The sequence below is a fragment of the Paraburkholderia azotifigens genome (assembly GCF_007995085.1).
GTDB classification, from domain to species: domain Bacteria; phylum Pseudomonadota; class Gammaproteobacteria; order Burkholderiales; family Burkholderiaceae; genus Paraburkholderia; species Paraburkholderia azotifigens.
Map to the genome: position 1 here is coordinate 2,551,444 of NZ_VOQS01000003.1, position 24,424 is coordinate 2,575,867.

At 63.6% G+C, this 24,424-nt stretch carries 18 protein-coding genes; 5 read left to right on the top strand and 13 right to left on the bottom strand.

Going from position 1 to position 24,424, the window contains the following annotated elements; translation table 11 throughout:
• Positions 1–7: 7 nt before the first annotated feature.
• On the bottom strand, positions 8–2,455 hold the full coding sequence (locus tag FRZ40_RS28695) for an ATP-binding protein (protein WP_147236356.1): 2,448 nt from the start codon (positions 2,453–2,455) through the stop codon (positions 8–10).
• 196 nt (positions 2,456–2,651) lie between these two features.
• On the opposite strand from FRZ40_RS28695, the gene glgX reads away from it, so the two are divergent.
• Positions 2,652–4,823 (top strand): glycogen debranching protein GlgX, encoded by a 2,172-nt coding sequence (glgX, locus tag FRZ40_RS28700; RefSeq protein ID WP_147236357.1) that lies wholly within the window; start codon positions 2,652–2,654, stop codon positions 4,821–4,823.
• Positions 4,824–4,953: 130 nt separating this feature from the next.
• Here glgX and glgA read toward each other — a convergent pair whose 3' ends face one another.
• The 4 genes from glgA to FRZ40_RS46000 all read right to left on the bottom strand — a co-directional run bounded on the left by glgA (position 4,954) and on the right by FRZ40_RS46000 (position 8,963).
• Positions 4,954–6,573: a glycogen synthase GlgA gene (gene glgA, locus FRZ40_RS28705; protein WP_147236358.1), complete on the bottom strand. Its 1,620-nt coding sequence runs from the start codon at positions 6,571–6,573 to the stop codon at positions 4,954–4,956.
• Positions 6,574–6,996: 423 nt separating this feature from the next.
• Positions 6,997–7,584: a BPSL1445 family SYLF domain-containing lipoprotein gene (locus tag FRZ40_RS28710; protein ID WP_028365427.1), complete on the bottom strand. Its 588-nt coding sequence runs from the start codon at positions 7,582–7,584 to the stop codon at positions 6,997–6,999.
• Positions 7,585–7,830: 246 nt separating this feature from the next.
• Positions 7,831–8,274, bottom strand: a complete 444-nt coding sequence (locus FRZ40_RS28715; RefSeq protein WP_028365426.1) for a response regulator — start codon at positions 8,272–8,274, stop codon at positions 7,831–7,833.
• Between the two features lie 284 nt (positions 8,275–8,558).
• Complete coding sequence (locus FRZ40_RS46000) at positions 8,559–8,963, bottom strand: hypothetical protein (RefSeq protein WP_338048168.1); 405 nt, start codon at positions 8,961–8,963, stop codon at positions 8,559–8,561.
• Here FRZ40_RS46000 and cuyB point away from each other — a divergent pair.
• The 3 genes from cuyB (at position 8,928) to FRZ40_RS28730 (ending at position 13,021) form a co-directional block, all read left to right on the top strand.
• The gene (gene cuyB / locus FRZ40_RS28720) at positions 8,928–10,190 is read left to right on the top strand and encodes a cysteate racemase (protein WP_338048169.1); all 1,263 of its coding nucleotides are present in this window, start codon (positions 8,928–8,930) and stop codon (positions 10,188–10,190) included. The two genes, FRZ40_RS46000 and cuyB, sit on opposite strands and share 36 nt — an antisense overlap.
• Positions 10,191–10,372: 182 nt before the next feature.
• The gene (locus tag FRZ40_RS28725; protein WP_147236360.1) at positions 10,373–10,762 is read left to right on the top strand and encodes a hypothetical protein; all 390 of its coding nucleotides are present in this window, start codon (positions 10,373–10,375) and stop codon (positions 10,760–10,762) included.
• 102 nt (positions 10,763–10,864) lie between these two features.
• Positions 10,865–13,021 (top strand): phosphocholine-specific phospholipase C, encoded by a 2,157-nt coding sequence (locus FRZ40_RS28730; protein WP_147236361.1) that lies wholly within the window; start codon positions 10,865–10,867, stop codon positions 13,019–13,021.
• A 75-nt stretch (positions 13,022–13,096) separates the two neighbouring features.
• On the opposite strand, the gene FRZ40_RS28735 is transcribed toward FRZ40_RS28730, so the two are convergent.
• From FRZ40_RS28735 to FRZ40_RS28755, 5 genes are all read right to left on the bottom strand, one after another.
• A complete protein-coding gene (locus FRZ40_RS28735) occupies positions 13,097–14,293 on the bottom strand; it encodes an amidohydrolase family protein (RefSeq protein WP_147236362.1) in 1,197 nt (398 codons plus the stop codon).
• Complete coding sequence (locus FRZ40_RS28740) at positions 14,290–14,925, bottom strand: VC0807 family protein (RefSeq protein ID WP_028365421.1); 636 nt, start codon at positions 14,923–14,925, stop codon at positions 14,290–14,292. Before FRZ40_RS28740 ends, FRZ40_RS28735 begins: the two co-directional genes overlap by 4 nt.
• Before the next feature lie 147 nt (positions 14,926–15,072).
• Positions 15,073–16,041, bottom strand: coding sequence for a hypothetical protein (locus tag FRZ40_RS28745; RefSeq protein ID WP_028365420.1), 969 nt, complete (start codon positions 16,039–16,041; stop codon positions 15,073–15,075).
• A 308-nt stretch (positions 16,042–16,349) separates the two neighbouring features.
• Entirely contained in the window at positions 16,350–17,435 is a 1,086-nt protein-coding gene (locus FRZ40_RS45810; protein ID WP_028365419.1) for an alpha/beta fold hydrolase, read from the bottom strand.
• Between the two features lie 195 nt (positions 17,436–17,630).
• The gene (locus tag FRZ40_RS28755) at positions 17,631–19,529 is read right to left on the bottom strand and encodes an AI-2E family transporter (protein WP_147236363.1); all 1,899 of its coding nucleotides are present in this window, start codon (positions 19,527–19,529) and stop codon (positions 17,631–17,633) included.
• A gap of 218 nt (positions 19,530–19,747) precedes the next feature.
• Between FRZ40_RS28755 and pdxR the strand changes: the two genes are divergently transcribed.
• Positions 19,748–21,280: a MocR-like pyridoxine biosynthesis transcription factor PdxR gene (gene pdxR / locus FRZ40_RS28760; RefSeq protein WP_147236364.1), complete on the top strand. Its 1,533-nt coding sequence runs from the start codon at positions 19,748–19,750 to the stop codon at positions 21,278–21,280.
• Positions 21,281–21,310: 30 nt separating this feature from the next.
• On the opposite strand, the gene FRZ40_RS28765 is transcribed toward pdxR, so the two are convergent.
• From FRZ40_RS28765 to FRZ40_RS28775, 3 genes are all read right to left on the bottom strand, one after another.
• Complete coding sequence (locus tag FRZ40_RS28765; RefSeq protein ID WP_028365416.1) at positions 21,311–21,829, bottom strand: cupin domain-containing protein; 519 nt, start codon at positions 21,827–21,829, stop codon at positions 21,311–21,313.
• Positions 21,826–22,578: an NAD-dependent epimerase/dehydratase family protein gene (locus FRZ40_RS28770; protein ID WP_147236365.1), complete on the bottom strand. Its 753-nt coding sequence runs from the start codon at positions 22,576–22,578 to the stop codon at positions 21,826–21,828. Before FRZ40_RS28770 ends, FRZ40_RS28765 begins: the two co-directional genes overlap by 4 nt.
• A gap of 223 nt (positions 22,579–22,801) precedes the next feature.
• The gene (locus FRZ40_RS28775; RefSeq protein ID WP_147236366.1) at positions 22,802–23,968 is read right to left on the bottom strand and encodes a porin; all 1,167 of its coding nucleotides are present in this window, start codon (positions 23,966–23,968) and stop codon (positions 22,802–22,804) included.
• Positions 23,969–24,424: the final 456 nt, after the last annotated feature.

Genomic DNA, 24,424 nt, shown 5'->3' on the forward strand with positions numbered 1-24,424 from the left:
GAGCGCGTCATTCGCGCCTGGCGTCGTTCGCGCCATCTGATGTTCGGGTCTCCGTCCCCGCATCCATACTGGATTCCTTAGGCACAGGCCTGAACGGCTGTCCCGGCGACAACGCGGCCAGCCGCGCCACGGCCGCCGTCGCGCTTTCGTCGCGCGCATTCACGTCGGGCGTAAAGGTGAGCGGCAGCGAGAAGAAGATCGTCGCGCCTTTGCCCAGTTCGCCTTCGGCCCAAGTTTTGCCGCCATGACGTTCGACAATACGCCGTACGCTCGCAAGTCCGATACCCGTCCCCTCGAATTCTTCCGCCCGATGCAGCCGCTGGAACACGCCGAACAGCTTGTCGACATAACGCATGTCGAAACCGACACCGTTGTCGCGCACGAACACCACGCGTTGCCCCGCAAGATCGCCTTCGCCGGGCCGGCTCGAAATCTCGATCAAGGCAGGCGCATTCGGATCGTCATGAAGGCGGCTGAATTTTACTGCATTCTCAATCAGGTTCCACAGCACGACGTGCAGCAGCACAGGGTCTGCCGTAACCTGCGGCAGATCGCCGATGCGCCAGTCGATGGGCCGCTCGCCCGCGTTGCGCTGCTCGTCGGCGACCAGAGTCTGCACGAGCGCGCGCAGATCGACGCCTTGAGGACGCAGCGCGGCGCGCCCCATCTGCGAGAACGCGAGCAGATCGTCGACGAGCTCGCCGCCGAATCGCGCGGCGCCCATGATCCGTTCGACGAAATGCTTGCCGCGCTCCGAGAGCTTCGCGCTCTCCATTTCGCGCAACAGATCCGCGAAGCCGACGATATGCCGCAGCGGTGCGCGCAGATCGTGCGACACCGTATATGAAAAGCCTTCGAGTTCCTCGTTCGCGCGACCCAGCTCCAGCGCAAGCTGTGCGAGTTCTTCCGCGCGTCCCAGCACGATGCCGAGCAATGCAGTGCGAAACTCGACCGCGATTTCGAGTTCGGCCTGACGCCACGGCGACGAACGCCCGCGCACGGTTTCCGTCCACGTTTCGAAGCTCTTGCGCGGCGACAGCGAAGCCGACAGCGACGATAGCTTCGCGCGCGGATCGCCTGCCCATTTCAGCGTACGCACGACTTCCGCGCGAAACCAGATCACGTAGTTGCGAAACAGCTTCGAAATGGACAGCGCGAGCATGCCCGCATGCTCCGGGTTCGCCGCGCGTCCCCATGCTTGCGCGAGGTCGTCAGTCGAATAGATGTCGTCGCTTTGCGTGTCGAGCCACGCAACAAGCTGCTCGATCGTGGCGCGATCAGGCGCGTTGCCGATCGGCACGATACGCCCGTCGAACACGATCGCTGCACTCGTCGAATTGGTCAGCGCGAGCAGCTCGCGCGGATCGTTCGCGAGTGCGTCGATGAAGTGATCGGTGTTGGCCATCGTCGCGAGCAGGCGCGACTGGCGGAGGCGCAATTCGAGCCGGTGTTCGGCTTCCGCATGATCTTCTTTCGCTTCGACCTGCAGCGACAGCACCTGCGCAATGTGCTCGCACGCGGTGCGCACTTCGAACGGCGGCACGCGTGCGCTCGCGTGATGACACGAAATCAGCCCCCACAGCTTGCCGCGCACGACGATCGACATCGACATCGACGACCACGTCCCCATGTTCTTCATGTACTGCACATGCACGGGGGACACGCTGCGCAGCGACGCATACGTGAGATCGGTTGGCGCGTGGGTGACGGGATTCAGCGCGGGCACGAGCGGCGCGGGCGTATAGCTCGCGTCGGCGATAAGCCGGATGCGGTTGCGCACATACAGCGCGCGCGCTTGCGGCGGAATGTCCGAACCGGGGAAGCGCTGGTCCATGTACGACGGATAGCCTTCATCGAGTGCTTCCGCGATCACGTGGCCATTGCCTTCCTCGTCGAAGTCGTACACGAGCGTGCGTCCATAACCCGTGATGCGCTGCACTTCCTGCGCGGCGAGCGCCGCGAGATCGGCGACGCTCTGCACTTCCTGCAAGCGGTTGATGAAGGTGCGCACGAGCGGATACATCGACGAGAACACATCGGTTGTGCCGCGCGCCGGTTCGAGTTCGACGAAACCGACCCGCTGATAGCGATGCACGACGATCGCGAGCGGAGAGGGCCGTGCTTCATGTTGCGCCGCGCCGCGCGGGTCGTCGATCGAGCCGACATAGAGCGGCACGCCTTCCGTATCGAGCGACGCAAGTGCTGAAATGGCGGGTGCGGCCGCTCCGCCAAGGACTTCCGACAACGGTTTGCCAAGTACCTCATCGAGCGGCTTTTGCGCGAGCAATGCGACGTTTGCACTGGCCTGCATGACGATGCCGTCGTCCGTCACGCAGAAAAGAAAACCATGTGGCTGGATTCGGCCGGGAATATGGATCGGTTCGCGCGCACAATCGACCATTGCGCGCGCCATGTCTGCTGTGTGCTGTTCGTTGACGCCCGAAACGTTCGACATGCTTTCTCCATGTGACGGTCGCGTCATTCTCGCATAGGCACTGCGGGTTCTGCGCAGCGGGTTTCAAATGGGAGCTGTGGCATTCGCGTGCGTCTGTCAGGCACATGGATTGCTACTCGTACACGCCGATGCATGGCACATCCTGCATGCGGCGCGCCCGTTCACGCCACGTTGTACATTCCCGAGGAACCCAGACATGCCAACCGATTCCCGCATCTCCGAGGGCTTGCCGTTTCCGCTCGGTGCAACCTGGGACGGCAGAGGCGTCAACTTCGCGCTGTTTTCCGCGCATGCAACCAGGGTCGAACTGTGTCTGTTCGACGAGAAGGGCGAGAAGGAACTCGAGCGCCTCGAGTTGCCCGAGTACACCGACGAAGTGTGGCACGTGCACGTGGCGGGTTTGAAACCGGGCACCGTGTACGGCTATCGCGTGCATGGACCGTACGAGCCCGACGCGGGTCATCGCTTCAATCCGAACAAGCTCCTGCTCGACCCCTATGCGAAGGCGCATGTGGGATCGTTACGCTGGGACCCGTCGCTGTTCGGCTACACGCTGGAAAAGCAAGACGATCTCACGTTCGACGAACGCGACAGCGCCGCCTTCATGCCGAAGTGTCAGGTCGTCGATCAGACCTTCAACTGGACGCATCCCACGCGCATCCGGGTGCCGTGGGATCGCACGATCGTCTACGAGACGCACGTGCGCGGTTATACGAAGCTGCATCCGGATGTGCCCGAGAAAATGCGCGGCACCTTCGACGGGCTCGCACAAAGGGCCGTGATCGATCATATCCGGCGCATAGGCGTAACGACCATCGAACTGCTGCCCGTGCATTCGTTCGTCAACGATCAGACGCTGCTCGACAAGGGGCTGACGAACTACTGGGGGTACAACACGATCGGCTTCTTCGCCGCCGATCCGCGTTACTTCGCACGCGGTCCCGGTGCGATCGACGAGTTCAAGGAAATGATCGACCGGCTGCACGATGCCGGTCTCGAACTGATACTCGACGTCGTGTACAACCACACGGCGGAAGGCAACGAGCGCGGCCCGACACTGTCGTTTCGCGGCATCGACAACGCGTCGTACTATCGGCTGATGCCCGAAGAGGCGCGCTACTACATCAACGACACGGGTACGGGCAACACGCTGAACCTGTCGCATCCGCGCGTGCTGCAGATGGTGACGGACAGCCTGCGTTACTGGGTGACGGAGATGAACGTCGACGGCTTTCGCTTCGATCTTGCAACCATCCTCGGACGCGAGCCGTACGGTTTCGACGAAGGCGGCGGCTTTCTCGACAGCTGCCGCCAGGATCCCATCATCTCCAGCGTGAAGCTGATCGCGGAGCCGTGGGATTGCGGGCCGGGCGGCTATCAGGTGGGCGGCTTCCCGCCAGGCTGGGCCGAATGGAACGACCGCTTTCGCGACACAGTGCGCTCGTTCTGGAAAGGCGACGAAGCCTGTGCCGCCGATCTCGCGACGCGCCTGACGGCATCGGGCGACTTCTTCAACCGGCGCGGCCGGCGGCCGTGGGCGAGCGTGAACTTCATCACCGCGCACGACGGCTTCACGCTGAACGATCTCGTGTCGTACAACGAGCGTCACAACGAGGCGAACGGCGAGGACAACAACGACGGGCATAGCGATAACCGCTCGTGGAATTGCGACGTCGAAGGGCCGACCGACGATGCCGACGTGATCGCGTTGCGCGAGCGTCAGAAGCGCAACCTGCTCGCGACGCTGCTGTTTTCGCAAGGCACGCCGATGGTGCTCGCCGGCGACGAATTCGGCCGCACGCAGAAGGGCAACAACAACGCGTATTGCCAGGACAACGAAATCAGCTGGGTCGACTGGACAGGTATTGATGATAACGGGCGCGCGCTCGCCGAGTTCGTGCGCAAGCTGACGACGTTGCGTCACGCGCTGCCCGTGCTGCGGCGCAACCGCTTTCTCACGGGCGAAATGCGCGAGGACATCGGCGTGAAGGACGTCAAGTGGCTGAGTCCGGCGGGCGTCGAGTTGAATGACGAGCAATGGACCGATACCGCGATGCGCTGCTTCGGCCTCGTGATCGACGGTCGCGCGCAGGCGAGCGGCATCCGGCGTCCGGCTTCGGATGCGACGCTGCTGCTGGTCGTCAATGCGTATCACGATGTCGTCGAGTTCACGCTGCCCGAGATTCCGGGCAGCGATCAGTGGAACTGCATGATCGATACGAACGCGCCTGAGCGCGACGAGTTGCCCGATTTCGAATCGGGCGATGTGTATCAGGTGACGGGGCGGTCGCTGCTGCTGTTCGCGTTGCATGCGAAGGGCGAGACGAAGCGCATCTTCCAGCGGCTCGAAGAGCGGCTGACGCAGTGAGAAGGATGACGTTGAAGGTGTAGTGGCGGACCCGAGAGGAAGTAGCGGAAGTAGAAAGAAAAACGGACCTCTTCTGATGAAGAGGTCCGTTTCCCATCCGGGTTCGCAGACGATGTGCGCGTGAAGCGGATCAAGCGCTGCGCGCGACATTCTCCTGCGATGCTGCGTGGCCCCATGCAGCCTGTGCATTCGCTGCATTGCCCGTATTCGCGCGGCGCTGCGCCGAACTGACCGCGACGCGGTCCACGTCGACGCGCGGTTGCGCCGGACGTGCATCCGTCAACGCACCGTAGAGTGTCAGATACGCCTGCACCGGTTTGCGCCAGCTGAAGTCGCACTGCATCGCATTGCGCTGCAACGCGTGCCATGACGACGGCCGCATGAAGGCATCAAGCGCGCGCTGCAAGGCCGCGGCGATGTCGTCGGCCGTTTCGCCGTCGAACAGAAAACCGGTTGCGCCGTCTTCGGGCAGGCCGAGTTCGGGCGAACGTTCCGGCGTGTAATCGACGATCGTATCGTGCAGTCCGCCCACGCGCGACGCGACGGGAATCGTGCCGTAACGCAGCGCATACAGCTGCGTGAGGCCGCATGGCTCGAAGCGGCTCGCGTGCAGCAGCAGGTCGGCGCCTGCATGCAGCATGTGCGCGCGCCGCTCGTCGTAACCGATATGCACGCCGACGCGCTGCGGCCATGCAGCCGCGAGATCGCGCATCGCGGCTTCCAGATAAGCCTCGCCCTTGCCGAGAATCGCCACCTGAAGACGGGGATGGCGCGCGAGTATCGCGGGCAGCGCTTCCGCCACGACGTCGGCGAGCTTTTGCGACGTCAGGCGGCTGCCGATCGCGACGACGGGCGCGAACGGATCGACGGTCAAACCGAATGTCTGTTGCAGTTCGCGCTTGCAGGTCTGCTTGCCGCGCACATCGTCGGCGGAATAGGCGCGGGCGATCAGCGGATCGGCAGCGGGATTCCACGTATCGATGTCGATGCCGTTGGTGATACCTGACAGCTTGTGCGAGCACGCCTGCAGCACGCCATCCATCAGATGCCCGAAATGCGGCGTGAGGATTTCGCGCGCGTAATTTTCGCTGACCGTCACGACCTGATGCGCGTGCACGATGCCCGCCTTCATCATGCTGAGCGCGCCATAGAACTCGATGCTGCGCGCGTCTGTCAGCGCAGGCGCGAGCAGTTCGGGCGGCACGCCCATCCAGCTGCCGAGCGCGAGCGGATAGTTGCCCTGGAACGCGAGATTGTGCACGGTGAACACGCTTTTCGCGGCGACACCTGCGAGCTTCATCAGAAGCGGCGTGAGCCCCGTGTGCCAGTCGTGCGCGTGGACGATGTCGGGCTTCTGCACGCCGCGCACACCGCGTGCGATACGCGTGGCGGCAGCCGACAGCGACGCGAAGCGGATTGCGTTGTCGAGATAGTCGCGGCCCTGTTCGTCCTGATAGAGATTGTCCCGCTTGAACAGATGATCCATTTGCAGCAGCAGAACGGCCACGCCCGTGTCGGGCATGTGCGCGCGCAACAGGCGCGCGTCGCCGCCCGGCAGTCCGCCGATGCGGCAAATGGGCGTCACGCCGACGGCGCGTTCAAGCGCCGAAGGGTACGCGGGCAACAGAATGGTCGAATCGACGCCAGCATCGCGCAACGCTGCGGCGTACGCACTCACCATATCGCCCAGACCGCCGGACTTCGCCAGCGGCACCGCCTCCGAGGCGACGAGAAGGACGTTCAGCGTCAAAGTAATGACTCCTGGTGAAAGAGTAGATCGAGAAAGACGCTTGAAAAGCCGCCGCAAAATGGCTGGCGCGATTCGCAAGGCGGATCGGGTCGGCGAGAGGCGAGGGACGGACGGCTTCGATGAACAGCAAGCGGTGTGCCAAATGCATGCGTTACCGCGAAGCCGCTGTGATGCGGCGCGCGGATTTCTTCAGATCTTTACGCGAGGCTTTGCTGCTGTGCATAAAGCACTGTAGAGGATGAAATGCGTCAACTTGGTGAATGCGCGCGCGCTAAATGAGGTCTCGCGCGCGAATGTAAGACGCGCCGGGAAAAACAGCTGCTTTTACACGGACGCTTTAAATTGGCACGTGCGTTCGCGCCGAGCGATGCATGCGATCTCTGCCCGTGGGGCGTGTGCCCCACGGGCAGATCGGCAACGCGCTCAGATATCGAGCCGCGAAATCTTCGCGCCTTCCAGCGATACGCCCGCCATCAGTCCGGCGTTGGTCAGCACGAATGCCTGGACCGGCTTCGTTGCCGTTGTCGTATCGATGTTGCCGTTCGCGCCCACCTTCACGAGCGCGACGGTCGCATCGCCACCCACGGACCAGCCATTGCTGTTGCGGAACTGGTCAAGCGCGTCCTGCGTCATGAACAGGAAGACCACGCCCTTCGACTGTGCGCCGATCTGCAGGCCGAACGAACCTGCTGCCGTGCTGTAGTAACCCACCGTTTGCCCGCCGACGCGCAGCGACCCCTGGCCATATTGCCCGCCGATCCAGAAACCCGCCTGCACGACCGACGGGAACACCAGCACGCCACGCGCTTTCGCGACGAGTTCGCGCGACCCGTGCGCCGTCGTGTAGAGACGCGAGAGCGTTTCGTCGACACTCGAATCGATGGCGCGGCGCTTGTCCGCATTGCTGGCGTTCGTCGTGGAATGCGAGCCCGTCATCGTGCAGCCCGAAAGGGCGAGGCCGCCCGCGGCGAGCGCGGCGCTGGTGCTGAGTATGAATTTTCTTCTATGCATCATCGTTCTCCTGTCTGTCTACGCGAGGCCCTTCGGCGAGCTCCTCCCTTTGGCGCTTCGCCGTCGCCGTTCATCGGGTTAAACCGGGTTAAACCCTTTAGCGGCAAGGACTGACGATGTGACAGCAGTTCGCGTGCCTGCCCGGCTCGCTGACTTCTCGCATTGCGCGGCGGACTGTTCGATCAGTCCGTGTCGGTATGGAGCGGCTCACGCTACGCGGCTTCGCATGTATGAATTACACGCGCGTCAGGCATCGTCGGAGGTGGCTCGCTTCAGGAGTTCGAGAAGACGTTGGGGCGTGAGCGGTTTTGCGCAATGCGCATCGAAGCCTGCTTCGCGCGCCCGTTCGCGGTCGAGTTGCGACGCGTAGCCCGTGCACGCGATCAGCAGCATATGCGAGGTGGACCCGTTCGCGCGCAAACGGCGTGCGAGTTCGAGTCCGTCGACGCCCGGCATCGCAATGTCGAGCACGACGGCGAATGGCTGCCATTCGGATGCGAGTTCGCAGACGTCTTCGGCGCCATGCATCGCGCGGCATTCGAAGCCGTTCGCGAACAGCAGCAATTGCAATGCATCGGCAGCATCGGCGTAGTCGTCGACGACCAGCACGCGCCGGTTATCAGTCATGTGCGTGCCGATCGGGCGCCATTGCAACTCGTCGTCGCTGTCGTGCGGGTTTCTGGTTGCCATCGTTGCGGGTCTCCTTGTGGACTGGTCCCGTGCAGTCGTCGTTATATTGCTTCCCCAAGGCAGCGTGTCCAGCAAGGGGCGGACCCGAAACGCCCGGGTTCGACCTCGCGTGAATACTGTTCTCAACCGCATCAATCATCGTTAATTAACAATTTCCGCGTCTCTCAGGGTTAACCAGCGAAAAGAACACATTGGCGCGCGTTAAAGAATTTGAATAAACGGCAGGCTGTTGTTTATCGGGCGGCTTGCCGCTTTATTCATGCGACATAAATCGCCATTCGGATTTATATTCTGATCGGCGCCGCAATTACGGATTCGATGCAAAGCGCCGGCCGCACGCACGTCAAGGCCGCCCGAATTCGCGCATTCAATAAGACTTCAAGCAAGACTGCAAGCGAGGGACTATGAATACATCGTCTGTGATGGGACGGCGTGCGCTCGGCATGGTCGGCGGCACCGCGCGTCTGGCGTGCGTCGATGTGCTGCGCAAAATGCATGAGGCCAATGCCACGGCCCGAACGTTTCAACCCTTGAATATCGGCGTCGAACGCGCCTTGAATAGCGAGCGCCGTGAAGCGGATTTCTGTTTCCCCGGTTCCGCCGGACACCTGTTGCGCATATTCGACGCGATATGCGATTTCGAGCAGCGCGGTGTGCCTGCCGTCGCGCTGCCGTGCTTCGAGAGTCATCTCTTCATCGACGAATTGCAGCAGAACACGCGAGTCGTGATCGTCGACATGATTGCCGCGTTGTTCGCGCATATCCGGCAACGTCATCCGCTCGCGCGGCGGGTTGGCGTGCTGACCTCGCCGATGCTGTGCGAACGCCGCCTGTTCGAGCGCTATGGCGAGCGTGCGTGCATCGAAGTCGTGAGCGTCGGCCTCGAAAGTGTCGGCGCGTTGCGTGCCGCGTGCGAATGGCTGGTCGCGCAGGGCGTCGATGTGCTGCTGCCGGGCAGCACGGATAGCGCGTTGTCATGGCGGCGTGTCGGCGAGGTCGCCGTGCCCGTCGTCGATTCCTTCTCGGTGTACGCGCAACGTCTGCTCGATGCGGATGCGCTTCAGCCTGCACGGCAGATCAAGCTCGGCGTGGTCGGTGGCGTCGGGCCCGCCGCGACCGTCGACTTCCTGCACAAGGTGGTGCGCAATACGCCCGCCGTTCGGGATCAGGATCACATCAAGGTCGTCGTCGAACAGAATCCGCAAATTCCCGATCGCACCGACTATCTGACAGGCAAGGGCACGGACCCGACGCTCGCGTTGTACGCGACATGTCGAAAGCTCGAAAACAGCGGCGCCGATTTCATCGCGATTCCGTGCAACACCGCGCATGCGTTCATCGCACCCATCGAAGCGCGTTTGCGTATCCCCATCGTCAACATGATGAACGTGACGGCCGATTATCTGCGCGCGGCGTTTCCTGACGTGGACCGCATTGGTGTGCTCGCCACGAACGGGACGATTGCAAGCGGCGTTTATCGCAAGGCGCTCGAAGCGCGCGGCATGGCAGAGGTCTTGCCGCCGCCTGCATTGCAGGCGCGTGTGACGAACGCGATCTACGGCGGATGCGGCGTGAAAGCCGGCTTCACGAACGGCGAATGCGTCGACGACATCATTGCCGCCGTGGAGAGCCTTTTATTCCAGCAAGTCGAAGTCATCCTGCTCGCCTGCACGGAGTTGCCGCTTCTGTTTCCGCAAGCGGCCTCGGTGACGCGCAACGGGCGCACTGCGCATCTCGTCGATCCGACGGACGTGCTGGCGAAGTGTTGCGTCGAGTTCGCGCGCGGCAAGCCATTCGCGGCGCAGACGACTGCGCCACGCGAAGCGCCGCCGGTCGAATATGCCGTTCTTGCGCAACACAACGAGAGAAAGACGGCACTTAATGCCGACACGCTTTTAAGCGCAATTGCACGATGACTTTCGTGTTTCTTTTCGCTTTCTGATGGCTTTCCGATAAAGGATGTTTCAAGGTATTTCTTTGCCTTTGCAAACGTTTCACAATAATTTCTTCATTCGACTTCAGACTGCGTTTCCAGCGACGGCCTGCCTTCTTTAGCGGGCCGTCATCGGTTGTATGGCGCTGGAATCAGGATGCTCGAATGAACGGACTTCCTCTCTCTTCTTTGCGCGTGGGCGCAATCGTTGCACTTGCATCGTTCGTGCTCGCCGCCTGCGGGCCGGACGATGCCGCGACGGTCGGCAACACGCCGCCGGATGCGTCGCAAGCCAGTAACGGCGCGCCTTCCGCACTGAACGCTTCCATCTCGGCACCTGCGTCGCCGTTGCAATCCGGCACGGCGGGCAGCACGGCCAACGCATTCAATACGCCGTCCGCGAACGGCATGAGTGCCGCACGCAACGCGCAGGACAGCGGCCTGGATCACGCCCAGGATGGCGCCGCGATTCTCAGCGCGCAGGCGAGCCTTGCCGCCGACAGCCAGCAGGTTGCGCCCGTTCTTCGCTATGCACCGGGCGACGACAGCCATTGAATCGAGGTTCACGCAATAACGAAAGAAACAAAGAACGCGCGTGAATGCGCGCGGTTATTCCGTTGTTAATTCCTTTCCCCCAGAGAAGAAGGCAATAACATCATGACATCCGATAGCCGTCGCCGTTTTCTGAAAACCGCTGCAACGTCCGCAGGCGCCGCCGCCGCCGTGACGATGCTGCCGGAATCGATCCGCAATGCGCTCGCCGTGCCCGCGAATTCGCGCACGGGCTCGATCCGTGACGTTGAGCACATTGTCGTGTTCATGCAGGAGAACCGGTCGTTCGATCACTACTTCGGCCATATGCGCGGCGTGCGCGGCTATAACGACCGCTTTCCGATTCCACTGCCGAACGGCAAGCCCGTCTGGTATCAGCCGTCGAAAGCCGATGCGACCCGGCCCGTGCTGCCGTTTCATCTGAATACGCAGACGACGAGCGCACAGTGCGTCGGCGATCTGGATCACTCGTGGTACAAGACGCACGGCGCGATCGATGCCGGCCGCTACGACCAGTGGCCCGCGAACAAGACGGACATGACGATGGGCTATCACCTGCGCTCGGACATTCCGTTCCATTACGCGCTGGCCGATGCGTTCACGATTTGCGACGCGTACTTCTGCTCGATGCCGGGGCCGACGCACCCGAACCGCTCGTATCTGATGACAGGCATGGTCGATCCGACGGGCACCAAGGGCGGGCCGCTGCTCGATAACAACGATTTCGTCGACGGCGACGTGCCGCCGAAGTATCAGCTGCTGTCGTGGACGACCTATCCGGAACGCCTCGAAGCGGCCGGCATTTCGTGGCAGATCTATCAGCAGGGCACGGACGGCTCGGACCCGCTGAACGGCAACTACGGCACGAACATCCTGCAGAACTTCGAGAACTTCATCAACGCGCAGCCGGGTTCGTCGCTATTCCAGCGCGCGCAGACGGTACGCACGATCGACGACCTGAAGGCCGACGTGCAGGCCAACCGTCTGCCGCAAGTGTCGTGGCTGTGTCCGCCCGCCGCCTACTCGGAGCACCCGAAGTACACGCCCGCCTATGGCGCGGAATACACGTCGCAGATTCTCGATGCGCTCACGTCGAACCCCGAGGTGTGGAGCAAGACGGTGCTCTTCATCATGTACGACGAGAATGACGGTTTCTTCGATCACATCGTGCCGCCGCAGCCGGCCACGTCGCGCGCGCAGGGCCTGTCCACCGTGACGACGGACGGCGAGATTCACAACGTCGTCAATCCCGCTCGCGGCGGCAGCTACACGGCTGACAATCTGCCGTACGGTCTCGGACCGCGCGTGCCGATGACGATCGTGTCGCCGTGGACGAAGGGCGGCTTCGTGTGCTCGCAGGTGTTCGATCACACGTCGGTGATCCGCTTCATCGAATCGCGCTTCGGCGTGCATGAGCCGAACATCACGGCGTGGCGCCGCGCGGTGTGCGGCGATCTCACGACGGCCTTCGATTTCCGCACGCCCGACGCGAAGATGCCGCCGCTGCCGGACACGAGCAACTACAAGAGCATGGCTGACAACCAGTGCGCGACGCAGCCCGCGCCGACGGTGCCCGCCGTGCCGGGACCGTTCGATCCGCAGGAATCGGGTATCCGTTTCGCGCGCGCGTTGCCGTATGAGTTGCATGTGAATGGCAAGGTCGATCAGAAAGCGAACTCGCTGACAATCGAAATCGGCAACACGGGCGATCAGGGCGCGCACTTCTACGTGTACTCGACCAATCGGACGGACGGTCCGTGGCGCTATACGGTGGAAGCGGGCAAAACGCTGAAGGACGTGTTCAATCTGTCGTCGACGGACGGCGTGTATGCGTTCACTGTCTACGGCCCGAACGGGTTCGTGCGCAATTTCGCGGGCAATGTGCTCGGACAGTCGTCGAGCAATCAGGTCGACGCGGCTCAGTCGAGGCATAACCGCAAGCCCGCGCTGCCCGAAGTGAAGACGCATTACGACGTCGGCAACGGCAACGTGTACCTGAAGTTCACGAATCATGGCGACAGCGTTGCGCGGCTGTCGGTGGTGGACAACGCGTATGGTGCGCATCCGCGTCCCGTGATCGTGGCGCCGGGCGCATCGGTCGAAGAGGCGTGGGTGCTGTCGGCGAGCCATCACTGGTACGACCTGACGGTGAGCGACAACGATGATGCGTCGTTCCAGCGCCGCCTCGCCGGTCACGTCGAAACGGGCAAGACGAGCATCAGCGATCCCGCTGCCGTGACGCCCGTGATGGCGGCGTCGTGAAGAGCCCACGCATGACGTAAAAGACAGCGCAAAGCTTCGCCCCGGCATCGTTCACGTGCCGGGGCTTTTTTTCGTTCACAGGTCTTCGATCAGCCTGCCATTGCGAGCAACGACGCGGCCATTCGCGACGACCAGCTTTCGTACGGGCCGTGCGGCAACTGCATGCGCGACGGTTTCCGCGTCGACGAGCACGAGGTCCGCGCGTGCGCCCGCATGCAGCCCGTAATCTGCGAAGCCGCAGCCACGAGCGGCTGCATCGCTCACGCAATCGAACGCCATGGCGATCGCGTCGTCGCGGCGCAGGTCATAGCGCATCGCGATCTGAGCCGCGCGCTCCAGCATGTCAGGCGAGCCGAACGGATTCCACGTATCGCGGATGCCGTCGTTGCCGCCGAACAGCGTGACGCCTTTTTCGATGCACACGGCGAGCGGCGGCACGGGCACGGAAGCAGGCGCTGTGGTGAGCAGCGCGACGTTCAGTTGCGCAAGCCGTTCCAGCAGGGGATCGCGTTCGCGCGGCGGCAGTGCGCCGAGGCAGAACGCATGGCTGATCACGACGCGTCCCTGCATGCCGAGCGCTTCGACACGATCGAGCAGAAGGTTCATCGTGAATGCGCCGATTTCGGCAGGTTCGTGCAGATGGATATCGATCGGCTTCTGATGACGCGAGGCGAGGTCGAAGGTCGCGTTCAGCGACGCCACGGGATCGCCGTCGATCAGCGCGGGATCCAGCGCGCCGAGCACATCGGCGCCTGCATGCAACGCGTCGTCGAGCAAGCTGACGGTGCCCTCACGTTTGAGCATGCCCGACTGGGGAAACGCAACCGTCTGCATGTCGAGCACGTCGCGCAGCGTGTCGCGCGTCTTCAGCACGCCTTCGAGGTGTTTGAGGCCGGCATCCGTGTCGATGTCGACATGGCTGCGCAAACGCGTGGTGCCCATTTGCAGGAAGGCACGCGCGAGAGCGAGCGACGCCGCAGCCGCATCGTGTCCGCTCTCCGCGCGAAAACGCCGTTCGTTTTCGATGCGGTCGGTGAGCTTCGGTCCCACTGAGTTGCAATACCAGCGCATGCCCCACATCGTCTTGTCGAGATGCGTGTGGCCTTCGACGAAACCCGGCAGCAACAGCGCGCCGTTGCCGTTTTCACGCGCAACGGTGTTTTCAGCTCGTAAATCAGGGCCGATCGCATCGATCTTGCCTTCGACGACCGATACATCCACACGCATGCCGTCCGGCATCCGCACGTCGGCGATCAACAGCCGTTCTTTCATGCTGACTCCATTTTTCTTGTAGCGGCGATACGCTTCATGCGGCGGCGCGTCCAGATCGTCCACAGCGTGAGCGAGCCATAGACGAGCCAGCGCAGCGCCGTCGAGATATGCACGGCCAGTTCCGTGTCGCTCAATGTCGACACGACCCAGTAACGCGCGACATTTTCAGCCGTGAGGCCAATGCCCCAGATCACCGTCATCCGGCGGATCATCGCGACCAGTTCGGGACGCTCGCGATAGTGAAGCTCGAACTGTTCGAGGCTTTCGCGCGATTCGCGCGATGTCGTCGAGCGCGCGAGGTAGTAGACCATCGGCTTGCGCAACGGCAGCGACAGCAGAAACGTGATGCCGATCACGCCCGACACCATGGGATCTTCGAACGCACGCCGGTTTTCGCCGCGATCGATCAGTGCCCACGCGAGCAGCGGCAGAATGCCCGCCAGCACGATTGCGGTCAGCGCATCGAAGTGTCGCGAGTGATACAGATCCCATACGATCCACGCGACGAGCGGTGCGGCCGATGCCGCGAGCGCGCCCGTCGTGCCCCAATGCGGCAGCGCGAGCCGGTACGCGAGCCACGGCAGCGCGAGATTGACGACCATCGCGGACAGGTATCGGTAGGGAACCTTCATATGCCGTTTGCGGCAGCGCTGCCATTGTCGTGCGTAGTGTCGCACATCGGCTGCAGCGGGCAAATCGCGGCGTCGGTTCAGGCGGGCGTCGAATGAAAAACGGCGAGCGCGTGATAGCGCCCGCCGCTTGTGTGCCGCTGCGTATGTTCAGACGAGAGGCAGCGTTGGCCGGTCCAGAGTCGGCTTCATGATCGGCGCGAGCGCGGCGAAGATGCGCTCGCCTTGCGCGTCGTCGACCATGCTGGAGAGCAGCGAGCGGAAGCGCGGCTCTTCGACGCCTGAAACAATGTACTGCCAGCGGTACGCGTCGAGCATCGCGGCCTGCACGTCGGCGATTTCCGAATGCAGCAGCGTGCGTTCCATGTGCTCGCAGAAGTACGCGGCGTCTTCCTTCGCCTGCATCTGCACTACGCCGTCGACGCCCGCTACCAGCGCGATCAGATCGTCGACAGCGGCATCGCGCTCATGCTTGCCGAGCTTCGCGTCCTCGCGCATCCATTCGAGTTCGTCGATGATCGCGTGCTGCGACTCTTCTTTCCAGTGGTACATGAACACGTCCTTGAAGAGCGGCGACAGCGTATCGTCCGCCTCGATGCTCTGGCGGTAATGCACCTGCGAGAAGATTTCAATGAAGCACGTCAGCGCGAGAATCCCCCATGTCGACTTGCCGAGCACGAACGTGGCGATATCGTCGGCGTCGGGCAGGAAGCGATAGCCCGCGGGCATGTCCGCGCCCGCAAGCAGTTCGATGCGGCGAAACAGCTCCTGATGCTTCAGTTCTTCGTCGGTGAGCCGCACGACGGCTTCGAGTGCGATCTGATCGCCCAGTGCGTGATCGCGGCCCAGTTCGAGCATCTTTGCACCGATGAAGCGTTCGACGAGCCTGAACATGTTCGCGTAGGTGCGGCCCTGAACCTGTGAATAGAAACGGCGTTCGGCGTCGTTCAGGAACGGCAGGCGATACACCTGCGAAAGCCCGTCCGGCAGGAACTTCTGGTTGATGTCGAAGGTGCGTCCGCGGATCACGTCGTTGTCGATATCCCAGCGGATTCGCTTGGACACTTCGACGCATTTGGCGTAGCGATGGGAAGGCAATTGGTACTCTACAGCTTGCATCTCTGAACTCCTGTGACTTCGGCCCCGGCGCTCAAGCTGAGGTGGGCTGTGCTTGCGATGAGGCAATGGGGATTGCGGTGGGGAGCGCCGAAAGAAGAACGGGCGGAGACGGCGCCGACTGAAAGCGCTGCGCCGTGACGTGCTGCATGACTGAGCGAAACGCTGATGAACAGTCTGCGTACGGGCATGTCATCGGGCATGAGACGCGAGTCCCGATACACCGATGAGCGCTGCACAAAGCCGGGAAAAAGCCGGGACATGCGCCCTGTGTGGAATGAATGCTCTATCGGGCCGCGCTCATGCGGCGCTCATGCAGCGGGCGCGTCGAAGCCCGCCTTGCGCGCCATCACGATGGCCTGTGCGCGGCTTTCCACTTCGAGCTTCGCGAAGATGTTGGTGATGTGATTGCGCACCGTCTTCTCCGACAAGCCGAGCCGCGCGGCGATCTGCGCGTTGTCGCGGCCGCTTGCGATCAGTTCGACGATCTCGCGTTCGCGTCGAGTAAGTGCTGAAAACACAGGGTCGTCGTGTCGTGCGGGAGGCAGGAACGCGCGCACTTCATCGCGCCAGCGCTGCCACGCGCTCTCGCATTCGAGCGTCAGATGATTGTCGCTTTCAAGCGGCACGAAGCGCGCATTGGGAATCCGGCTCGCGAGCAGGCGGCTTTCTTCGAAGGGCACGCGCGCGTCGCGCACCGCGTGCATCACGAGCGTCGGACATTGCACGTGCGGCAGCAGATCGACCACGTCGATGCTGTTAAAAACGCGCATGATGCGTGCAGCGTTATGCGGCGTCGTGGAAATGCGTTCGAGTTCGTTGAACCAGTGATGCTGTTGCGGTGTGCCGCCCGGGATGAATTGCGTGGTGAAGAACTGGCGGAACGCGGGATTTTGCTGGCCCCAGCCGATTTCGGCGAGCTTGGCGAGCGTTTCCGCTTCGTCGCGCGCCTGTTCGGTGTGCGAGCGCACCAGCCGTCCGCGCGCGTAGCCCCCGTGGAGAATAAGATGCGTGACGCGCTCCGGAAACGCGACGGCATACGTAATGGCAATCGACGCGCCTTGCGAAATGCCGAGTAGCGCAAAGCGGTCGACACCGCTTGCATCGACGACGGCGATCAGATCGTGCTTCCAGGCGTCGAATGAAATATCGTCGACGTCGTGATCCGACAGCCCGCAGCCGCGCTGGTCGTAGCGGATCAGCGTGTGCTCGCGGCACATCTCCGCGATCATGTGGCTCCAGACGGGGCTCGCGAGATCGAACTCCAGATGGCTCAGCCAGTTCGCGGCCTTGACGATGGGCGGTCCGCTGCCGTAGGTCGCGTACGCGATGCGCGCGCCGTCGTGCGCGGTGCACAGCCGGATCTGCTGCCTGCATTTGGGGGAGATCGAGGACATGAGCCTCCCTGCAGCAATGGAAGGAAGCGCGCGATGATTGCATGCGGGCTTGCATATGAACTCACACGCGCTTTCATTCAGCTTATCACTGCGGGGGCGCTTTGCCGTGCGAAGGCGCAGACAAATCGTGCTTTACGAACGCACGGGCGCCGCACAACGTATGAAGCGCGTGATGCAATCGCGGAGAAAGTGGGCTTACGCGTCGACCCCGCGCGGTGTTTGCTCGATAACCGACGTGACACGCGCGCGCGCCGCCTGCACGCACTGGTTGACGAGGTCGCTGAAGGCGTTTGCGTTGTGCGTGCCGCTCAGCGCGCCGACCTCGTCGACGCGCTCCGATTGCCCGGCGATACCGACGATCAGATGCGCGCCCGGCGCACGCTCGCGGATGCGCCGCAGCAGATTGCGCAGATACGGCGGCGCTTCGGGCGCATCGAGCGTGATGACGCAGACGATCGCCGGGCCTTCCGCGCCGATCGTCTCGGCCTGACCGCGCCTGAACTGCGCGTAGTTCGCCGTGACGGGCGCGAAGCCGCGCCGCGTCAGCAGTTGCACGGCGATGGCCGTGGTCACTTCGTCGAATGCGCCGCGGCCCGCCACGCACACGACGTGCTGCTGCGCGGCGTCGTCGGGCGACAAGGCAGGGAGTGCGTCGGGTGCGTTCGGATCGGCCTTGTCTTCGGGCATGCCTTCGACCTGTTCGAGATTCTCGATGATATCGAGCAGCGTCTCGTTCATGCGCGCCATCTGCTCGGGCGCGAACACGCCGCGCAGCGTGTCGTTGCGCGCGAGCCGCAAGCCTTCGCGCGCGACATCGTCGTAATAGCGCGTCAGCGGCATCTCCCGGAGAAAGCGGTCGGCCTGTACGATGGCCTCGTGCGGATCGTCGGCGAGCAATCGCTGATAGAAGTTCTGCGCGGGCGTCAGCGCGGGCTGATCGCCGAGCAGCACGGTAAGGAATTTCAGGCGCTCCGCGTAACGGCCCAGAGTGACGAGGCACAGCGTGAGCGGCGTCGACAGCACGAGGCCGATCGGCCCCCACAGCCAGCTCCAGAAAATAGCCGCCACGACCACGGCCAGCGGCGACAGCCCTGAACTATGTCCGTACAACAGCGGCTCGACGATCTGCCCCGCGACGACGTCGATCGACACGAACAGCACGATCGTCCACACGGCCATCGTCCATTGCGGCTGGATCGCGGCCGCGAGTATCACGGCGAGCAGCCCCGCGATCCACGTGCCGATGTACGGCACGAAACGCAGCAGGGCCGTCAGCACGCCGAACAGCAGCGCGCCCGGCACGCCGATAATCGCGAGGCCGATCGCGATCGTCGCGCCCGCGCCCAGGTTCACGCCGAGTTGCGCAACGAAGTAGCGCGACAGGCGGCTCGCGGCGTCGTTGATGGCTGTGGTCGTGCGATGCAGGTCGCGCGCGCCGAACAGTCGTATCAGGCGGTCGCGCAGATCTTCGCGCTGCAGCAGGATGAAGATGGTCACGACGAGCACGATGAACATCGTTTCGAGCGGCCCGACCACCGGCGAGAACACGCGCTGTGCAAGCTCCAGCGGCGATGGAATCGGCTCGTGCACTTCGACGGGCAAGGGCGCGGCGACCGTCGGCTTCTGCGAGCGGCCGGCTTCGTGAGGCCGCGCCTCGCGCTCGGGCGCGACGCGTGCGAGCGTGGCGGCCGCGCGCGAGAGCAGCGCATCGGCGCGTCCGACCGTTTTCTCCTGCACCGTCTCGACCTTGCGCTCGATGGCCGCCTGATACTGCGGCAGCGAACCGGCGAGTTGCGCGACCTGCGCGCCGATCAGCGTGCTGACGGCGAGCAGCGTGACGACGGCGGTCAGCACGGCGACGAAGATCGACGGCAACTGGCCGAAGTGAAGCCGCCGCAGCAGGCTGACGAGGGGCGCGAGCAGAAAGCTCAGGAGCACGGCGAGCGTGATGGGAATCAGCACTGCGCGCGCGAAGTACAGTCCCGAAACTACAACGACGAACGTGATCACCGACGTGAGGCCGTGCAGCCCCGGCGTTCCCGGCGGATAGACGCGGTTGGACGGCGGGCGTTGCGGGGCGAGGGGAAGTTTCATGACGTCGTATGCCGCAGTCGGGCGTGCCATCGGTAGAAGGGGCAGCCATTGTAAGCAAGGCGCAGGCCCGGACACAGAATCGACATGCACGGGTCGTTTCAGTTTAGCAACTGCACTGCGCCGCGTGACGATGACGGCGAGCAGGCATAATCGTGGAATTGGCCTGGTCGAATTTGCAAGTATTCGTTCAGGCCGTGTGCCATTTACGGAGCAAGAACATGCGGCGTGCGACGGGTATCGACCTTGCGCTCAACGAACGTCCCGACGGCATGCCGCTGCAGCGCTGGCTCTACGGCGAATTGCGCGCAGCGATCCTGCAGGGACGGCTCGGACCGGGCGCGCGCCTTCCCGCGACGCGCGATCTCGCCGCGCGCCACGGCATCTCGCGCGGCACGGTGCTCGGCGTGTTCGCGCAGCTGGCGGCGGAGGGCTATCTGTCGGGCGCGGTGGGCCGCGGGAGTTTCGTCGCGAGCGAATTGCCCGATGGGCGCTTCGAGCCGGCGCCTGCGCCGGACGTCACGCCGCTCGCCCGCGGGAAAACCGCCACGCGGGCCGCTGACGGTCACGCAGTGCGCGCGGGTATCAGTCTGTCCGCACGCGGGCGGCTGCTGGCGCGCAGCGCGTTTGCCATCGACGGCCGTTCATTTCCGTCGCGTGCGTTCCGGCCGAGCCAGCCCGACCTGCAATCGTTTCCCTTCGCGCTGTGGGCACGCGTCGCGGCGCGCCGTTCGCGGCTGCTGAACCGTTCGATGCTCGCCGACGGCGAAGCGCAAGGCTATCGTCCGTTGCGCGAGGTCATCGCGGAGCACGTGCGCGTGACGCGCGGCATCGCGTGTACGGCGGATCACGTCGTCATCGTCGGCAGCGCGCAGCAGGTGATCGATCTTGCCGCACGTCTATGGCTCGAGCCCGGCGACGCCGCATGGATGGAGGACCCCGGCTATCAGGGCGCGCGGCTCGTGCTCGAAGCGGCGGGCGCCCGCATCGCGGCCATTCCCGTCGACAGGCACGGCATCGATGTGGCCGCGGGCCGCCGGCTCGCGCCCACAGCGCGGCTCGCGTATGTGACGGCCGGGCGTCAGGCGCCGCTGGGTCCGGCGCTGTCGCTGGAGCGGCGGCTCGCGCTGCTCGACTGGGCGCACGCGCAAGGCGCGCTCGTGATCGAGGACGACTACGACAGCGAGTATCGCTTCGAAGGGCGGCCGCTCGCGGCACTGAAGAGTCTCGACAAGGCGGGCCACGTGATCTATTGCGGCACGTTCAGCAAGCTGCTGTTCCCCGCGCTGCGTATCGCGTATGCCGTGCTGCCCGAGCGTCTCGTCGAACCGTTCGTCGCCGCGTGGTCGCTGACGGGCCGGCACGTGCCGCTCGATCAGCAGGCCACGCTGCACGCGTTCATCGCGGAAGGGCATGCGGGACGACACGTGCGGCGCATGCGCGAGCTGTATGGCGAGCGTGCCGAAGCGCTGCGCGATGCGGCGCGCCGCCATTGGACGGGACTGCTCGCGCTGCCGCCCATCGTCGCCGGCCTGGATGCGCCTGCGTTCCTGCCCGAACGCGCCGACGATGCGCTCGCTGCACGGCTTGCCGCCGAAGCGGGTATCGAGACGCGGCCGTTGTCGTCGTATGCGATCGGGCGTGCGGCGCCCGCCGGCCTGGTGCTGGGATTCGCCGGTGTCGGCGCGGACGAGATCGACGCGGGTGCGCGGACGCTTGCGCGCGTGTTGCAGAAGATGCTCTACAGGACCTGATGCTGTCGACGCGCTCGTGCACGTCGATCTTTACGGCGGCAGCACGAGTGGCCCGCAGTTCGAATCGGTGACGAATACGGCGAGCAGTTTGGCCGGCTGCGCGGGATCCGTATTCTCGACGAAATCGTGCAGCGTGCCGGGCGGCTCGAACCACGTCTGGCCACTGCGATAGTCGACGGCCGGGCCGCTGTTCAATTGCGAGCGCAGCGTGCCCGAGATGACGTATGCCGTGACCGATCCCGGATGCCGGTGCGCGCCCGTGAAAGCATGCGGCGGAAAATTCACTTCGACGGTCGTCACGGATTTGCCGGGCACGTTCGCGAGCGGCTCGCACGCAAGCACGTGCGATGTCGTCGCCGGGCGTTGCGCTGCCGCACCGGACGACGATGACGCGTCGCTCAGCAAGGGCGTGCTGCAGATCGCGTCGAGCCAATCGATGGCGGGACGCGTCGGCAGCATGGCGAGCGGAGCGAGTGCAAGCGCGGCGACGGTCGCGAGCGTGCGCGCATGCCTCGCATTCCCGCTCGCGAACAGAGGAGCCGTGTTCATCTCGCCGCGCTCCTTTCGGGTGCCGCAGCATGCCGCCAGCCGGACGACCAGCCGAATTCGCGCTTCGCCTTGACGGTCGATACGACGGGATTGTCTTCGGCGATATTGAATGCACCCGCTCGCGCATGTTTCAGCGCGAGCACGACGGCGTGCGCGGCGGCGTCGACATGAACCGGGCTCGCGCCTGTTGCCTGATGGGAGCCCGTACCCGGTCCATACAGTTGCCCATAGCGCAGCACTGTGCCGATCAGCGGCGCGGTGAGCACCTGCGTTTCGAGCGACACGACGCCGCGCACCGTGACGAGACGGTTGCCTTCGGCGTCCGTGTCGAGCGGCTGGGTTTCCTCGTAAGGCTGCGCGCCTTCGCGATAGGCCCACGCGATGCTTTGCGCGACGAAGCGCTTGCTGCCTGCCGCAAGCGCGGCGGCGAGCAGATTGCGCGTGCCTTCGTCGCGGATCCTCGCGTTGCCGGTGATGGCTTGCGGCATTTTCGCGGGATCGAGCGCGGGCGGCAGGTCGGTCAGCTGATGGATCACGGCCGCAGGCGCGATGCGCTGCAGCGCGGTCCTCAGTGCCTGCGCGTCGAATACGTCGACGATGACGGGCGTCGCGCCCGCCCGTTCGATCTGCGCCGCGCGTTCGGCGCGCCGCGTGCTGCCGTAGACCGTGTAGCCCGCCTCGACCAGCAGCGGAACGAGCGCGCTGCCTATCGCGCCCGTTGCGCCTGCCAGAAAGACTTTCGTGTTCATCGATGATCTCCGTGTATGCCGGGCGTTGCAGCCCATACCCGAAGACTACGATCGATAATGGTCCACAGAAAGATCCATTATCGACAGATTGATTGAGCCATTATCGAATGGCTCGCGCGAGGCAAAACGGCGGTTTCGAACGGGCACGCATGCGTGCGCCGGACGAAAACCGCCGTACAGGTCGAAGCCAGGCGGCGCATCGCGCCGCCGAAGCGCTTACGTTTTAGAACTTGTGACGAATGCCCAGGTTGACCATCTCCTGATGGCTCGTGCCCGCGTAGCCGTACGAACCGATCGATGCCTGCGCGTCGGTGATGGTGTTCGTCGTCGCGTCGCGCGTCTGGCCGCTTGCGTGCTGATACGCGGCCGTCATGTACAGGTCGGTGCGCTTCGACAGCGTGTAGTCCGCGCCGAGCGACACCTGATGGTACGTCGCCGACGTGTCGCCGTTCGAGTGCGTGTAGCTGTAGCCGAGGCCGAGCAGGAGCGAGGGCGCCGCCTGATAGTTCACGAAGCCCTGGCCCGTGTTGTAACGTTCGTTCGAGCCGAACACCGAGCTGTCGTCGCGACGATATTGCGCGTTGCTGTAGCCGAGGCCGAACGTGAACGGACCGGCCGTGTACTGGCCCGCGACGCGCGCGATGCCGATCGAGTGCGCCGTCTGATAGCCGAGGTTGACGGGGCCGTCGAACGTGCCGTCGGACGTGCTGTTCCACGTCGTGCGGAGGCCTTCCGACGCCGGGCTGTTGGTCGTGTAGTAGTAGCCTGCTGCGAGACCGATGGGACCGTTGTTATACGCAACGGCGCCCGAATACGACTGCTCGGAACCCGTGCTGCCCGCCACGCCGCCGAACGAATACATCGCTTCGAACTGCAGACCCGCGAATACGGGCGACGTGTACTTGACAGCGTTGTTCACGCGGAAGCTGTTGTCGTAGTTGTCGACGTCGCCTGCCGTCGCGAATGCGCTGCCGAAATAGTTGTCCGCCGTGATGCCTTGCACGAGATCGATCAGCGGATCGTATTGACGGCCGAGCGTAACGGAACCGTATCGATCTTGCGTCAGGCCGACGAATGCCTGACGGCCGAACAGCCGGCCGCCCTGATTCAACTTGCCATTGCTCGGATCAAAGCCGTTTTCGAGCTGGAAGATGGCCTTCAGCCCGGCGCCCAGGTCTTCGCTGCCCTTGAGGCCCCAGCGCGTGCCTGACAGATTGCCTGCGCTGGTATTGCCGAGCGACCACAGGCTGTTGTTGCCCGAGGCGTTGTGAACGTAGGTGATCCCCGTGTCGATCGTGCCGTACAGCGTGACGCTCGTTTGTGCGTGAGCGGCGCTGGTGGCCGTGGCCAGAGCGGCCAGCGACATCATCGAGAGGGCAGTGCGCTTCATTCTTCTCTTCTCCTGCGTGTGGTAATGCGTGAATGAACGAGAGACTAAAGGCGCACGCAGGAAATGTAAAAAAGCCAAAATGCTGCATTAGTGAAATTCGCAACAGGCGGTGCCGCGATTATTGCGGCTTTATACAAACAGTATTGCCATGATGCTTGTTCTGCGTGCTCAAGACTGTCGATTGTCTTTCGCACGCGAAAACTGGCGCGCTTGATCGCAATGATTTAACGGTATCGCCGTGCGATCGGGAATATTGCGGAAACCACGATAATGAATTGCACCTTGCAGGGTTTATCGTTTCGCGCAATGCTTTAGAATTTGATCCGTTTCATCCAGTCTGCACGCAGCAGACGACACGCTTGAACGCGGCTTTTCAGCCGCGTTTTTTTTCGCCGCTCGTTCGTCGACCCTTGACCGCATGACGTGACCGCATAAGCGCGACAAAGCCGCACGCGG